Origin of the sequence: uncultured Microbulbifer sp., from assembly GCF_947504145.1 — a bacterium.
GTDB lineage: Bacteria > Pseudomonadota > Gammaproteobacteria > Pseudomonadales > Cellvibrionaceae > Microbulbifer.
Genome location: NZ_CANNGQ010000003.1, coordinates 571,482 through 586,943 on the forward strand (window position 1 = coordinate 571,482; position 15,462 = coordinate 586,943).

The window sequence follows — 15,462 nt, forward strand, 5'->3', positions numbered from 1 at the left end:
TACTGACCAAAAGTCCCAAATATAGCATCTTAAAAATACACTTAACAAAGTCCGATAATTGGAACATAATCGACCCAAAGTGGCCCGACATCCCAATTAAAGGACTTTATGGACTACACCATCAAATCCCCTGCCGCCATTGCCGAGGCGCTGGGCCAGCGCCTGAAGCAGGCCCGCCTGAACCGGGACTTCACCCAACGGGAAGTCGCCGAGCGCGCCGGTGTCAGCCGCAAGGCCGTACTCAATGCAGAAAAGGGCAAGGCCCAGCTAGAAATCCTGGTCGCCATACTCCAGGCCCTCGACCTCACCACCCAGCTGGACCAGTTCCTGCCCCCGCAACCGCCCTCGCCCATTCAGCTCGCCAAACTCCAGGGCAAGCAGCGCCAGCGGGCCTCGGGCCAGCGCGATAAACAGCAAGGGGATGAAGAAGATTCCCGGGAGGAGCCAGAATGGTAATGGAAGTCATCAGCGTCGATTATCAGGGTCAAACCGCCGGCGCCGTCAGCTTCGATACCGACACCGGTATCGGCGCCTTCGAATACGACCCGGGTTTCATCGACACCGGCATCGAACTCTCCCCCCTCAAAATGCCCCTGGGGCGACGCATCTACAGCTTTCCCCAGCTCAACTTCGAAACCTTCCGCGGCCTCCCCGGGCTGATCGCCGACTCCCTCCCCGACGACTTCGGCAACGCCGTACTCAACGCCTGGATGGCCGCCCAGGGCAAACACCCGCAAGACATCACACCCCTGCAACGGCTGCAGTACACCGGTAAACGCGGCATGGGCGCACTGGAATACAGCCCCGCCACCCGCGTCAAAAAACTCAACGCCTCTCAGAACGTCGCCATCGACGAACTGGTGGCCATCGCCCAGGAAGTGCTCGACCACCACAGCGGCTTCAACGTGCACCTGGACAAAACCGGCGAGGACAACCGCGAAGCTATGATGGCGCTAATGTCCGTCGGTATAAGTGCCGGCGGTGCGCGCCCCAAAGCGGTACTGGCCTTCAACAAAGACTTCACCCAGGTGCGCTCCGGGCAGACCGACGTACCGGAGGGCTTCACCCACTACCTGATGAAGTTCGACGGCGTCAGCGAACACAATAAAAACCGGGAAACCTTCGGCGACCCCATGGGCTTCGGCGCCATGGAATACGTCTACCACCAGATGGCCACCCACTGTGGCATCCACATGATGCCCTGCCACCTGCTGCAGGAGGGCGACCGCCGACATTTCGTCACCGAACGCTTCGATCGCCGCGGCAACCACAAAATTCACATCCAGACCCTGAACGGTATTGCCCACGTCGATTACAAACGGCCGGGCACATTTTCCTACGAAGAACTATTCGCCGTAGCGCGGCAACTAAAGCTAAGCGCCACCGATGCAGAGCAACTGTTCCGGCGAATGGTATTCAACATCGTCGCGCGCAATCACGATGACCACGCCAAAAACTTCGCCTTCCTGCTCGAAGGGAAAACCTGGCAACTGGCACCGGCCTATGACCTGGCCTACAGCTACAAACCGGGCAGCAAGTGGGTGAACAGTCACTGGATGAGCCTGAACGGCAAGCGGGATGGATTTACCCGGCAGGACTTCTACAGCCTGGAACAAATCAGCCCTCTGTTCTCAAAACGAAAGGTTGATGGAATAGTTGAGGATATAGTGGAACAAGTCTCCAACTGGCGGAAAATCGCCAGGGAACACAGCGTGCCTGCCACGTTTGTAGACGAGGTTTACAGTAACCTGCGGCTTGACCTGGCCCGCTCGGGCGGAACCAGCTAAAGAAGGGATCAGGAAGCGAGCACAGAGGGCCGCGCCCGAATATACACACAACACCTACTGTAAGTGACGCATCCCGCAATATAGAGATGCCGCCTTTATTTGGTGATCTTTAATAAACTAATAAGTAACATTTATGATTCAGAGAATACTTTTAATTTCAGCATTAGCCACCCTCCTCACCGGTTGCAACCCAAGAGTAGAGCACGCATGTTCGCACTCAAACGCAGCACCATCAGCTGTCGAGAAAAATAAGCTTGAAGAAGTAAAGATTAATAATGAATTTTTGTCAGGCTGTGTCACTGAAAAAATATCAGAATTTTGCGAAGACACATGTCCAGAAGCAGTGAGTCACTGTACAGCCGAACAAAACCCACCCATAAATTATTCGCAATGGCTAAATATATACGACTCCTGCATGGTTAAGTGAGCAGAATTAGACGCAATAAAATTTGATAAAAACATCCAGCATATTGTAGTTGACCGCTACTCTAGAGATGTATTCATACCCTTATGGAACAACTATGAAAACATGAATATTGATTTAGTTAATGGAGACCCTCCACCAAACATCCGCCCGATACCACCCTGCCCTAAAAATATTCACGAATTTTGGAGAACATGGTTAACCAGAGGGTATTTTGAGTGGGAGCGTGAGGGTTATCCTTTCTGGTCAAATTTAAGGCGTGTGCAATCTTGGTTTGACGTGAGGAATCCCGATAATGTACTACTCATTCATTACAATAATTTATTGAACAATAGCGAACTCGAAATAAAGAGGGTAGCGAACTTTATCAAAGTGGAGATACATGACAGCGAAATCAAAGCGCTAGCCAACCACATATCCTTTGATACCACCAAAAAGAATATTGATAAGTTATTTCCCGGCGGTATCGGATTTTTTGAAATGGGACAGACACCTTCTTCCATAAAGGGAAAAACGGGCGCTGGAAAAATGTATTAACTCAGGGTGATGAAAAATAAAGTTGACCCGGTGCAAGCGAAAGACATGCAGTATATGCCTCAGGGAACTCTCAAGTATGGTGCGCCAGAAAGTCGCGGCACATAGGTCCGACCGGTGATTGATCCCCCCCTAGCCCCTCTGGATACAAAGAACTTACCAAACAATATTTGTCCGAAAGCCTTTCCTCTACCCACTTATATCGGTTAAGTTCCCCGATTCCGGGTGCATGGGAGAACCTAAGAAATGCTCAGTCATAAACTATAATCTAGTCTTTTCGGCAGCCATTCCATCTGGGTATCAGCTAATCAATAGTACTTAATTCTGCAGTCCACCGGAGACAAGATATGAAAAGCTTGAAACAACAAACCGACGCTAAGATTGCAGCGGGAAGACAGGCTAATCCCGATTTCATGAAAGGTGTCGATAGCATCATTGAGCAGGCAAAATCCCTACAGCAGGGCAGTGATGCCATTAAGGTTGGTCAGGAGGCGCCTGACTTCGAGCTTCCAGATTCCGAAGGAAAGCCGACATCATTAGGCTCACTACTAGAAAACGGCCCTCTCGTTCTCGTATTTTACCGTGGTAGCTGGTGCCCATACTGCAACTTGCAGCTCAACGCTCTGCAGGAATACCTGCAAGATATTCGGTCACTCGGCGCCTCCCTGGTTGCTATTAGCCCACAGGTACCTGACGGCACAATGACACCAGATGAAATTAGTAAAATGGATTTCGCCGTTTTGTCCGATCAGGACGCAAAAACAGCTTCACAATATGGACTCGCATGGGAAGTACCGGAGTTCCTTATCGAGCATATGCGGGTAGACCGCAATCTTGATCTCGAAACGATCAACAATGGCAACGGTAGCGTGTTGGCGATTCCCGCTACATTTGTATTGGATCGAAACGGCGTTGTCACATGGCGCCATGTCGATGTTGATTACAGAACCCGTTCAGAGCCTGCCGATATTGTTGAGGCCCTGCAAAAACTTTCCTAACTCAGGTACATTCTCCATCGTCACACCCAGGAAGATCTGAATGCGACGATGGAGAAAAAATAAGTTGTCGAACGGACACTAACTGCGGCTTAATCTAACCAGGACGCATAGGGTATTCTGCAAAACAAGCAGCATAGTCATTGCACAGTGAATCTCGTCAGCCACGGAGGGCACAATGGCAACACAATTCCCCGAGCTTGAAGGCGCTCATATCGAATTCATCAAGCAGCAACATATCTACTTCGTCGCCACCGCCGGGGCGGAGGGCTATGTGAACAACTCTCCCAAGGGGATGGATTCCTTTCGAATTATCAACTCGAAACAGATTGCCTGGCTAAACCTCACCGGCAGCGGCAACGAATCGGCAGCGCATGTTCTGGAGAACGGGCGTATGACCATCATGTTCTGCTCTTTTGGCAAGCAACCGCTGATTTTGCGCCTCTATGGTAATGCGCGTGTGTACCACAAGCGCGATGCGGAATGGCAGGATTACTCCGAGCTTTTCCCCACGCAACCCGGCGCCAGGCAGATTTTCGTCGTTGACCTGGCGATGGTGCAAACCTCTTGCGGCTTTGCGGTCCCTTATTTCGAATTTGTGAGCGACCGCCCGACGCTGGCCAAGTGGGCAGAAAATACTGGAGACGCTGGTATAGAAGCCTACTGGCAGAAGAAAAACACCAAAAGCTTGGACGGAAAAGACACAGGTATCCGATGATCTCGCCCGCCCGTTTTACCACCAAGCTCGTATTCAGTTCACTCCTTTTGAGCAGTGCTCACTCTGCTTCAACGGAAATTAAGCCGTTCACCTCGGACGGCTGCAGCGCCTTTCCGGATGGAACGATAGAGCAGAGCAAGCTGTGGCTGGAGTGCTGTCAGGCACATGATTATGCCTACTGGAAAGGCGGCGCTATGGCAGAACGAGAAGCGGCGGATGATGCCCTGAAAGCTTGCGTGGAAACGACCGGCGAAGAACAAATCGCCCTGCTTATGCTTGCAGGGGTTCGAATTGGCGGAACCCCCTACCTGCCCACGGACTTTCGCTGGGGCTACGGTTGGCCCATGTGGCGAGGATACAAGGCGCTTTCCCCCGAGGAAAAAGCAGCGATCAAGCGTCGCGAAGCCGCCAGCATAAACAAATCAAACGAAGTATCCGATAAATAAGTTCAAGTGGGTCAGAGGGAAGCGAATCGCCGCAATCAGCGCTTCCGAGCCAGAAATATGGTGTGCCTCGCTCCTTTACCGGGGCGCTCGCGCACGGTTTTGGCTTCCACCTGAAATCCGGCCTTCTTCAAACGGCTGACGTACACGGTATCCGGCGACGCCGACCATACCGCCAGCATCCCGCCCCGCGACAGGCTCCGGTAAATACTGCTGGTACCCTCAATAGAATACAGCCAGTTGTTATCGCTGTGTGTCAGCCCCTCCGGGCCGTTATCCACGTCCAGTAACACTGCGTCGTATTCACCGTCGCGCTGAACCAGCAGCTCGGCCACATCGCCAATATGCACCGCCACCCGGCTATCATCCAGCGGCCGCCCCGCGCAGTCACCAAGGGGCCCCCGGTTCCACTCCACCACCTCGGGGATCAGATCTGCAACGATCACTTCCGCGCTGGATGGTACAGCCTCCAGTGCGGCGGCCAGGGTGTAACCCATCCCCATGCCACCGACGACAATACGGGCATTTTGTTGAGTCTTCAGGTGAGCGCAACCGAGTACCGATAGCTGTTGCTCGCTATTAAACCGGCGGCTGTTCATCAGCTCACCACGGGGGCCGGACAGGGAAATGGAGAACTCCCGGTCGCGCTGGCGCAGGGTGAGAATGCCGCCATTATTGGGAATCTGGGCGGTGCCGAGTTCAATCCAGGGTTTCATATAATGGCCCCGCTGTGGCTGGGTAGGAATGGGCCGGCACTTTAGCACACGTTGGTCTAGGGCGCTGGTGACGCTATGATGACCCCAACCCTCCCATCGACCCAGCGATCGGAGTCGAATGAAACTCCAGTGTTTACCCTGTACGAGACACCTATGAATCGCCGCAAGAAGGTTAATCAGATCCTGAAGAAGAGAGCCAAAAAAGCAAACGAAAAGCTCAACCCAAAGAGCAAGCCCCGCTATATTTCCAAAGCGGAGCGCGCCAAACAGGATCAGACCACGGAGCAATCTCAGGACGAAAACCGGAATCTGCCAACAACCTAAGGACAGGAGCACTTTATGAATTTAGGCGCATTTTCAATCAGCCTTACCGTGAAAGATATCGAGGCGTCGAAGAAGTTCTATGAATCTCTGGGCTTCGAGTCACTGGGAGGTGACTGCGGGCAGGGTTGGACGATCCTGAAAAACGGCGAGCATATTATCGGGCTGTTTCAGGGCATGTTTGACAAGAATATGCTCACCTTCAACCCCGGCTGGGATCAGTCCGCGCAGAACACCGATACATTCACCGACGTAAGAGCGCTGCGTGATGAACTGGTGGAGCGCGGCATCAATATCGTTAGTGACAATGCCACAAGCCCGGCGGGTCCCGGCAGCATCGTTATTGAAGATCCAGATGGCAACCCTATCTTGATCGATCAGCACCGGTAATCGATTTTCGCCTCCAGCGCGGCCGCGATAGAAAATAAAGATAAAACCGAATGTCTCATCCTTTAATCTACCCGATGTTCACGCATGTAGTATTCACTGCTTTTCTGTACGTGATCTTGACCATTGCACGGGCCCCATCCATATGGGGAATCGGTAATCGTCCTGATGGCAGCAATCCCTGGGCTGATATTGAACCCCGCATCAGCCGGAACCTTTCCAATCAATTTGAGTGGCCGCTGCTTTTCTACGTCGCCTGCCTGATACTGCTTTTTCGAGAGCCAGAAAGTATCACTCTCTTTCTTGCGTGGGTATTTATCGGCGGCCGTTTTCTACACAGTACCATTCAGATTTTGACAACGAACGTCCGGCTTCGAGGAATTGTCTTCACTATCAACTTTCTGGCGGTGCTTGGTCTTTGGTCGGTACTGGCGCTCAACTCACACAATATTGCATAGCGCCCTACCCGTTCGCACATCAAGCGGATACGGCTCAAGGCTTGGCAATGGTCGGATGATCATGTCAATGTACATCGGTGGCGGCCATTGACGCTCGCCTAGCCATTTCAATCTCCCGCTGAAACAACTGTCTCATGGCATAGCGATATATTTCAGGGCTACTCGCGGCGTGAGTGCCCCCTTCAATAGAATTAAAACGAATACTCCAGGGAGCTCCCGGGCGGTCCGCCCAGTGCTCATGCCACTCGCGCGCCAGCTCACGATTTTCCCGATAACGGTCTTCCGTAGCGCTGGAAACAATCAGCATCAGGTCATCACGTTCGGCTTTTGCAGGCTCTGCGAAAAATTGCTCTTTATTGGGGTGTAGGCTTGGGTTACCCGAAATTCGTCCCCAGAACAAATCCGGGTGATTGAAAGCAGAATAGAGCACCATGAAACCACCGCGACTCTGGCCATAGAGAACTCGTCTGGTTGGGTCGGTTCGGTATCTCTCTTCTACTGTTGGCAGGAGTTCCTGTTGCAGAAACTGGTGGAAATTCTCTGCTCCACCGCTGCGATTCCACCGAGTAGTTTCCGTAGAAAAATCCGCATCGCGCCAGTTAACCGAGGGGTCAAACCCACCATAAGCGATACCGACCACAATCGCCTCGGGAATCTTGTCGTCATAGTGAAGAAAAATATGGTTGGCAGCGAGGATCGGGAATAGTGAATCGCCGTCCAGTAGATAGATTACCGGGTACTGCTTTTCCGCGGACTGTTCATATTTTTCCGGGAATCGCACATAGATATGGTAGGGGCGCCCGACATGTCGTGAGTCGAGCCTGAAATAATCGCCTTTCAAGGCCGGAAGGTAGTCCAGCGGGGTATGAATTTCGTCCGTCATAACTACCTCGTCGGTCTCGTGAGGATTACAGCCGACCACATAGATGCTTAGGCAAATTGCCACTAATACCGTTAATATCCGCCCCATCAATAGATTTCTCTCAAACGTAATTCAATTCGCGAAATGCTTGACCATGATGAGCAAAATTTTCCTTCCAGTCTAGATACACAAAATCAAAAAAGGGCCCGGGGAAGTCCCGAGCCCTAAGAGGGATATAGCGTTTTTTCTGCGCTTAAACCATTCGGATTAGTGCAGCACAATCACTTCATTGGCATCCAGGTTCAAAATCGCGGAACCCCCGCTCACGGTCACTGAATCACCGCCCACCAGGCTGCTGTACTGTCCGTCTGCCAACGCCAGGCTGCTCACATTGATTGCGGTATTGCCACCGCGGTTTACCGCAACCATCACCACGTCACTGCCCTGCACGCGCTCGAATACCAGTACATCCTGGTTGACCCAGCGCTGGTTGTAGCTACCGGAGGCCAGGGCCGGGCTCTGTGCACGCAGATCTGCCAGTGCCTTGATCATCAGGAACGCATCGCTGGTTTCACTGAACGACGGCATGGCTTCACGATTGTACGGGTCGTGACCGATCTGGCCGTCACCGTTGGCGTCGAACCAGGTGGAGTTCTGCTCACTGCCGTAGTAAATGGTCGGGATACCCGGCAGGGTCATCACTAGCGCCATACCCAGGTTCTGACGCGCATCCGCCAGTGCCTTGTTGAAGCCTTTGCCGGTACGGCCGTTGTCCACAGCACCGGAGGTCTGCAGGAACACGCTGGTACGGGTAGCGTCGTGGTTGTCGAGGAAGATGGGCTGCCAGCTTTCGCGTCCGTTGCCACCCATCGCGCCAGGACGAGACTCAATATGGGTATTGAGTTCGGTCATGGTGGTGTCACCGGCGATCGTTGCTTCGATTTTGTCGCGCAGATTGAAGTCCAACAACTCAGATTTACCGTTGTCAGAATTCAAGAATGCCATGGATACTGGGTCGTCGGCCCCTGCGCCGTACCATTCACCGAAGATGTACACATCCGGGTCAACCGCACGCACTGCATCGTTGAAGCGTTTGATAAAGCTCGGCTCGATGTGCTTGATGGCGTCGATACGGAAAGCATCTACACCGTGCTGCATCCATTTGACCGCGGCATCGATCAGGTACTGGTCGGCGGCGCTGTTACTGTTTACCCCGTGGTTGAAATCGGTGAGGTTGAACAGCGTTTTGTTGGTGTAGGACCAGGGGTCGTCCCACTCGGTACCACAGGTGGTGGATGGATTACTGTCGCCACAATCGGCGATGGCGCCGTTGTGGTGATACCAGGTGCCGTTGTCCTGATTCACGTCGGTGATGAAGGCGCCCTCTTTGTAGAGTGCGCCGAACTCATACTGGTCGTCCTGGTTGGAGTGGTTCAGGGCGATATCCAGCACCAGCTTCATACCACGGGCTTCCATCTCGGCGTCCAGCTGATCTACCAGCGCCCAGTCACCCATGTGCTCGTCCACTTCGTAGAAGTCGCGGCCCCAGTAACCGTGGTAAGCACCATCGTTACCAGTAGCGTCGATGTTGTCATTCAGCGGCGTAACCCAGATGGCCGTAATACCAAGGTTTTCCAGGTAATCCAGCTTGTCGATCAGCCCCTGAATGTCACCACCCCAGTACTTCTTCCACTCGGACAGGCCGCCGGCCTGTTTGCTGGCGGAAGTGCCGGCGGGGTTGTTACCGCCATCGTTGCTGGTGTCGCCATTGTGGAAGCGGTCCACAAATACGAAGTACATGCTGCGGTTGCGGAAATCACTCAGCGGCGGCGCAACGACTTCACAGCCATTGGCATCCACGCTGGCACCCGCCGGGGTGTTCGGGCACTGGTCGGTGCCATCGGGCACGCCGTCGCCATCGCTGTCTTGGGGCGCTGTACCGCAGTTTTCGCCGAGGTTGGTGGTCACGCTCAGCACTACGCTGTTGTCACCGTCGACGACGACTTTGGTCCAGCCGCTGGCTGCGACGTCTTCCGCGGGGAATTGATCGCCGCCCCAGCCGCCATCGGGGTCGACCTTGAAGCGCGGGCCGCCGTTGCCGTCACCGGCAGCGAAGTTACGGCAGGCTTCGTAATTGCCGGTGCCGGCAACGCGGGCCAGCAGATCTCCGGCAACCCAGCCGTTGTGGGTGCCGCGCAGGTGCAGGGCGAGGCTCGGTACAACTTCACAGCCATTGGCTTCTACGGTTGCACCGGCGGGGGTATTGGGGCACTGATCGGTGGAGTCCGGCACGCCGTCGCCGTCGGTATCGACAACCACTGCGCAGCCGTTCGCGTCCACTTGCGTACCGGTGGGGGTATTCGGACATTGATCGGCGCTGTCGAGCACACCATCGCCGTCGGAATCGGACCCGCCGCTTCCGCAGTTGACGGCCATATGGGTGGTCACGCTGACAATGCTCAGGCTGTTGCCGTTGACCACCACTTCCGTCCAGCCGCTTGCGGTTGCGTCTGCTGCGGGAAATTCGTCGCCACCCCAGCCGCCGTTCGGGTCAATTTTAAAACGCGGGCCACCGCCACCATCGCCGCCGGCGAAGTTGCGGCAGGCACTGTAGAGGCCGCCACCAATATCGCTCAGCAGATCACCGGCTACCCAGCCATTGTGGGTGCCGCGCATGTGCAACTGCAGGGTGACCACGACTGCGCAGCCGTTGGCATCGACCTGGGTGCCGGCGGGGGTATTGGCGCACTGATCCTGACTGTCGGGCACGCCGTCGTTGTCCGCGTCGGGCGCGCCGGCGGGCTGGATGCTGTAGTCCTTGGTGTCGGTATAGAACTCGATATCCCAGGTGCCGGCGGCTACGGTGATGTCCGGGCCATTCTGCTGCTGGTTGGCACCGTAGTTTTCGTTCCAGTCACCCCAGCGGTCGATCTTGAACTGGCCCGCGGCAGTGAACACCACGTCTTCGGCGACCATGGTGTTGCTGCCGACATCGGTCATCTGATCCGCTTGCCAGTTGTTGTGGGTACCTCGCAGGAACCATTCCGCCTGCGCCATGGAACTCGCACCCAGCAGCAGCGCCGCCAGGGCCAGGTAGCTCTTGTTCATGTTCATCATCTCGGTTGATTATTTTTATTGATCACGCACCCGGCGAATTTTTGACTGCAGTTCCGCGCTGATAAGGGCTCCTCTACATGTTGGCGAACTGACCAGTCGATACCTCCTCCCTGCATGGGGCGTGGAGGAATAGCACGACAGGCCGGAACGGAGGTCGGCAAGCAAAACTCCCCCCGCAGGGAGGGGGATAACAGGGAGCGAAAGTGCGGGCACAATGGTGAAAAAAAGTGCGAACAGTCCGACTGGATGAAGCGCCCAAGCCATTAACAGGTGACCGCGATGATGATGGATACACCCCGCCGCCCCCCAGTCCCCATGTCGGGACTGCTGTTCTCAGCCCTGATGGCACTCACAATGGGCTGTAGCGCCGCAGAGCAGCCAGCCGTCGATCGCGTGGAGCCGCCCTTCTGGTGGACCCAGATGGCGGAGCCCAATCTGCAGCTAATGCTGCACGGGGACGATATTGCAGACGCGACGGTCAGCCTGGACTACCCAGGGGTGACCCTGAGCGGTACCGAGCGCGAGCAGAACACCAACTATCTGTTTATCAATCTCACAATCAGCGACGACGCCGAGCCCGGCACCCTGCCCATCCGGTTCACCCGGGCCGACGACACGACGTTCACCGTTGAATACTCACTGAAACAGCGCCGCGCCGGCTCCGCCGAACGCCAGGGCTTCGACAGCAGCGACGCCATCTACCTGATCACCCCGGACCGCTTCGCCAATGGCGACCCGGCCAATGACCGCACCGCCGACACACAGGAAGGCCCGGACAGAAACAATCCCGGTGGCCGCCACGGGGGGGATATCGCCGGAATGCAGGCCCACCTCGATTACATCGCTGGGATGGGTTTCACCCAAATCTGGCCCAACCCGCTGATCGAAAACAACCAACCGGAATATTCCTACCACGGCTACTCCGCCACCGATTACTACCGCATCGACCCGCGCTACGGCAGCAACGAAAGCTTCCGCGCGTTTGTCGCTGCGGCGAAGGAAAAAGGCATCGGCGTCATTCAGGATATGGTGCCAAACCATATCGGCAGCGGGCACTGGTGGATGCAGGACCTGCCGAGCAGCGACTGGCTCAACGGCAAAGGGATTGAGACAGGCGAGTACGAATACACCAATCACGCGCGCACCGTGCATATGGACCCCTACGCCAGCCACAAAGACCACCAACTGTTTACTGACGGCTGGTTTGTGGACTCCATGCCCGATCCCAACCAGCGCAACCCGCGCATAGCCAACTACCTGATTCAGAACGCCATCTGGTGGGTGGAATACGCGGACCTGTCCGGTATTCGCGTGGACACCTATGCCTATTCCGATGCGGATTTTCTCACTCGCTGGTCCGCGCGCATGATGCGCGAATACCCCAATTTCAACATTGTCGGCGAGGAGTGGACCCGGCAGGCGGCACTGGTGGCCTACTGGCAGGCGGGCAACAACAACCGCAACGGGTACGTCTCACATCTGCCGAGCATGATGGACTTCCCCCTGCACTACGGCCTGCGCGACGGGCTGGAAAAACCGGAGAGCTGGAGCACGGGCCTCGTCACCCTGTACGAGGCGCTGGCCAACGATGTGCTATATCCGGATCCGGAAAATCTCGTCATTTTCGGTGGCAACCACGACACCAGCCGCCTGTTCAGCCAGCTGGACGAAGACTCGGGTAAGTTCCGCATGGCCGTAGCCTATCTGGCCACCATGCGCGGTATCCCGCAGTTCTATTACGGTGATGAAATCCTGGCGAAAAGCCCCAAGCACCGGGACGACGGCGTGGTGCGCAGCGACTTCCTCGGCGGCTGGGCTGGTGACAAGGTCAATGCCTTTACCGGCAAAAAACTGAGTGCGGAACAGAAAAAGGCCCAGCAGTTTGTGCGCACGCTGTTCAACTGGCGCAAAGATAAAAACGTGATCCACAGCGGCAAACTCAAGCACTTTGCGCCCATCGATGGTCTGTACGTGTATTTCCGCTACGACGAACAAGACACTGTGATGGTGGCCATTAACAAGAGCGACCGACCACGTGAGTTACCACTGGCGCACCTGGCGGAAATATTTGGAAACAAAACCAAAGCCATCGATATCAGCAACAGAAAACCCCACTCACTGAGCGAACTGGTAATCGCACCCAGCGATGTACTGGTTGCCGAGTTATTCTAAAAAACAAAAGTAAGCGACGATGAAAGAAGTAAACATTCTCAAGCCCAAAAGGCTGCTGAAGAAATTCGGGCTGGCTACCCTGCTGCCCACGCTGATGGCCGCCGTAATACAACCGGCGCTCGCCAACTCTGCCCCTGAAACAGTGCGCAGTTACCAGGGGCATCAACTCCTGGACGATAAATTGGTTATCGAAACCAGCGACAGCCAGGTAACTCTGACCCCGCTCAATTCCGGCGCTATCGAAGTGCACTACCAACGCGAAGGCATGAAACAACTGCCTTCCTTTGCGCGGATTGATCAATTGAGTGGTGATGTACAGGCACAGTTGAGTGTGTCCCAGGGCGCGCTGCGCTACGCACTCGGCGACTTGACCGCTGTGATTCAAAAATCGCCCTTTGCCATTGAATATCTGCGCAATGGCGAGCCGCTGCTAAACGAAGAACACGGTTTCTTCGCCAATCAGACCCTGCGTGGTTTCCGCTTCAATCTCACCGACGATGAAAAACTGATTGGCGGTGGCCAGCGAGTGCTGGGCATGAACCGCCGCGGCCACCGACTGCCGCTGTACAACAAAGCCCACTACGGCTACTCCACCGAATCCGAGCAGATGTATTTCAGCCTGCCGGCGGTGATGAGCAGCAACAAATATGTGCTGCTATTCGACAACAGTGCCACCGGCGCCATGGACCTGGGTGCCAGTGAAGAAAACGTTTTGCAGTTTGAAGCGGTGGCCGGGCGCAGTGCCTATATCGTGGTGGCCGGAGAATCCTATCCAAAACTGATCGAAAACTATGTCGACGTTACCGGCCGCCAGCCGATGCCACCGCGCTGGGCGCTGGGCAATTTTGCCTCGCGCTTCGGCTACCGCACCGAGGACCAGGTGCGCGAAACGGTAAAGGCTTTCCGCGAGGAAGACTTCCCACTGGATGCGCTGGTGCTCGACCTGTACTGGTTTGGCCCGGACATCAAAGGCCATATGGGCAACCTGGCGTGGGATACCAATGCCTTCCCGCAGCCGGTAGAAATGATGGCAGAGCTTAAGGAACAGGGGATCGAAACCATTCTGGTGACCGAGCCCTTCGTACTTTCCACTTCCGAGCGCTGGGATAGCGCCGTTGCCGGCAATGCGCTGGCAAAAAATTTGGCCGGCAAACCCAAGCAGTTTGATTTCTATTTCGGCAACACCGGTTTGATTGATGTATTTTCCGAAGATGGCCGCGACTGGTTCTGGAACATTTACAAGGATCTGAAAAGCCAGGGTGTATCCGGCTGGTGGGGCGATCTCGGTGAGCCGGAAGTACACCCGTCAGATACGGTACACGCCATCGGCATGGCGGATGAGATTCACAACGCCTATGGCCACCGCTGGGCACAGATGCTGTTTGAAAACGAAAAGGCGGACAGCCCGGATGCGCGCCCCTTTATCATGATGCGCGCGGGCTTCCCTGGCTCCCAGCGCTTCGGCATGATTCCCTGGACCGGCGATGTGTCACGAGGCTGGGAAGGCCTGCAGCCGCAAGTGGAACTCTCCCTGCAGATGGGACTACTCGGTTTCGGCTACACCCATTCGGATCTGGGTGGCTTTGCCGATGGAGACAGCTTTGATCGTGAGCCCTATATCCGCTGGCTGCAGTACGGCGCCTTCCAGCCGGTGTACCGTCCACACGCGCAGGGGCACATCGCTCCGGAGCCCGTGTTCCACGATCGCAAAACCCGCGATATTACCCGCGAGTTCATCAAGCTCCGCTACCGCCTGCTGCCCTACAACTACACCCTGGCATTTGAAAATAGCCAGACCGGTATGCCGCTGATGCGCCCACTGTTTTTTGAAAATGAAAACGACCTGGCGCTGATGGACAACAAAAGTGCCTACCTGTGGGGCAACGATTTCCTGGTGGCTCCGGTCATGGAAGCCGGCGATGAGGTAGAGGTGCAACTGCCAGGCGGAGTCTGGTTCGATTACTGGAATGACAACCAGTACGCGGGGGATCTCGCGCGCATCGATGTAGATCTGGAAACCATCCCGGTGCTGGTGCGCGCCGGTGCGTTTATCCCCACGGTAAAGGACATGCAAAACACCCGCGAATATTCCAGCGCGGAATTGCGTCTGGACTACTATGCCCACGAATCCGTCGCCCAGTCGTCCGGCAGTGTTTACGAGGACGATGGCGTTACCGCCGATGCGTTTGCGAAAGGGCAGTATAAAAAACTGCTGTTTAGTGGCGAGCGCAGCGCGAGTGGCATTCAGTTCCATTTTGACCGGGAAGGCGGTGGCTACACCAATTCACCGCAGAGCCGCCGCATTGAGCTGGTACTACACAACTGGCAGCAGGCGCCCACCGGCATTGCTGCCGGTGATCAATCCATCAGCCTGGTGAAGCGTGAAAAGCAGCTCGCCGAGAATACGGCCTGGTACGACAAGCGCGCCAAAACCCTGCATGTGAAATTTGACTGGGCGGAAAAAAATCAGAACCTGACCGTCACCCATTAAAAGCCACCGTGTAGGTTGGGCAACGCCCAACCTCCGA

At 55.4% G+C, this 15,462-nt stretch carries 14 protein-coding genes; 11 read left to right on the forward strand and 3 right to left on the reverse strand.

Annotated elements, in window-relative coordinates; all coding sequences use genetic code 11:
* Positions 1-108: 108 nt before the first annotated feature.
* The 6 genes from Q1A74_RS13070 (at position 109) to Q1A74_RS13095 (ending at position 4,904) form a co-directional block, all read left to right on the forward strand.
* The gene (locus Q1A74_RS13070) at positions 109-456 is read left to right on the forward strand and encodes a helix-turn-helix transcriptional regulator (RefSeq protein ID WP_299596773.1); all 348 of its coding nucleotides are present in this window, start codon (positions 109-111) and stop codon (positions 454-456) included.
* Entirely contained in the window at positions 450-1,787 is a 1,338-nt protein-coding gene (locus tag Q1A74_RS13075; RefSeq protein WP_299596775.1) for a type II toxin-antitoxin system HipA family toxin, read from the forward strand. The genes Q1A74_RS13070 and Q1A74_RS13075 overlap by 7 nt, the downstream gene beginning before the upstream one ends.
* A gap of 460 nt (positions 1,788-2,247) precedes the next feature.
* On the forward strand, positions 2,248-2,748 hold the full coding sequence (locus Q1A74_RS13080) for a sulfotransferase domain-containing protein (protein WP_299597001.1): 501 nt from the start codon (positions 2,248-2,250) through the stop codon (positions 2,746-2,748).
* Positions 2,749-3,092: 344 nt separating this feature from the next.
* A complete protein-coding gene (locus tag Q1A74_RS13085) occupies positions 3,093-3,743 on the forward strand; it encodes a peroxiredoxin-like family protein (protein ID WP_299596779.1) in 651 nt (216 codons plus the stop codon).
* Between the two features lie 175 nt (positions 3,744-3,918).
* On the forward strand, positions 3,919-4,458 hold the full coding sequence (locus tag Q1A74_RS13090) for a pyridoxamine 5'-phosphate oxidase family protein (protein WP_299596784.1): 540 nt from the start codon (positions 3,919-3,921) through the stop codon (positions 4,456-4,458).
* Positions 4,455-4,904 carry an FAD-binding oxidoreductase gene (locus Q1A74_RS13095; protein WP_299596787.1) on the forward strand — a complete coding sequence of 150 codons (450 nt, stop codon included), beginning with the start codon at positions 4,455-4,457 and terminating at the stop codon, positions 4,902-4,904. Before Q1A74_RS13090 ends, Q1A74_RS13095 begins: the two co-directional genes overlap by 4 nt.
* Before the next feature lie 35 nt (positions 4,905-4,939).
* Here the strand turns inward: Q1A74_RS13095 and Q1A74_RS13100 are convergent, their stop codons facing one another.
* The gene (locus Q1A74_RS13100) at positions 4,940-5,617 is read right to left on the reverse strand and encodes an MnmC family methyltransferase (protein ID WP_299596790.1); all 678 of its coding nucleotides are present in this window, start codon (positions 5,615-5,617) and stop codon (positions 4,940-4,942) included.
* Positions 5,618-5,692: 75 nt separating this feature from the next.
* Between Q1A74_RS13100 and Q1A74_RS13105 the strand changes: the two genes are divergently transcribed.
* Genes Q1A74_RS13105 through Q1A74_RS13115 form a run of 3 tightly spaced genes read left to right on the forward strand, consistent with a single transcriptional unit; the run spans position 5,693 to position 6,783 of the window.
* Positions 5,693-5,941 (forward strand): DUF2986 domain-containing protein, encoded by a 249-nt coding sequence (locus Q1A74_RS13105; RefSeq protein WP_367275397.1) that lies wholly within the window; start codon positions 5,693-5,695, stop codon positions 5,939-5,941.
* A gap of 15 nt (positions 5,942-5,956) precedes the next feature.
* Entirely contained in the window at positions 5,957-6,328 is a 372-nt protein-coding gene (locus Q1A74_RS13110) for a VOC family protein (RefSeq protein WP_299596793.1), read from the forward strand.
* A 50-nt stretch (positions 6,329-6,378) separates the two neighbouring features.
* Positions 6,379-6,783, forward strand: coding sequence for an MAPEG family protein (locus tag Q1A74_RS13115; protein ID WP_299596796.1), 405 nt, complete (start codon positions 6,379-6,381; stop codon positions 6,781-6,783).
* A 64-nt stretch (positions 6,784-6,847) separates the two neighbouring features.
* Here the strand turns inward: Q1A74_RS13115 and Q1A74_RS13120 are convergent, their stop codons facing one another.
* On the reverse strand, positions 6,848-7,666 hold the full coding sequence (locus tag Q1A74_RS13120) for an alpha/beta hydrolase-fold protein (protein WP_299596799.1): 819 nt from the start codon (positions 7,664-7,666) through the stop codon (positions 6,848-6,850).
* Between the two features lie 246 nt (positions 7,667-7,912).
* A complete protein-coding gene (locus Q1A74_RS13125; RefSeq protein ID WP_299596802.1) occupies positions 7,913-10,753 on the reverse strand; it encodes an alpha-amylase family glycosyl hydrolase in 2,841 nt (946 codons plus the stop codon).
* A 288-nt stretch (positions 10,754-11,041) separates the two neighbouring features.
* On the opposite strand from Q1A74_RS13125, the gene Q1A74_RS13130 reads away from it, so the two are divergent.
* Together Q1A74_RS13130 and Q1A74_RS13135 are read left to right on the forward strand one after the other, a co-directional pair.
* The gene (locus tag Q1A74_RS13130) at positions 11,042-12,934 is read left to right on the forward strand and encodes a glycoside hydrolase family 13 protein (RefSeq protein ID WP_299596805.1); all 1,893 of its coding nucleotides are present in this window, start codon (positions 11,042-11,044) and stop codon (positions 12,932-12,934) included.
* A 19-nt stretch (positions 12,935-12,953) separates the two neighbouring features.
* On the forward strand, positions 12,954-15,425 hold the full coding sequence (locus tag Q1A74_RS13135) for a TIM-barrel domain-containing protein (RefSeq protein WP_299596808.1): 2,472 nt from the start codon (positions 12,954-12,956) through the stop codon (positions 15,423-15,425).
* Positions 15,426-15,462 lie beyond the last annotated feature (37 nt).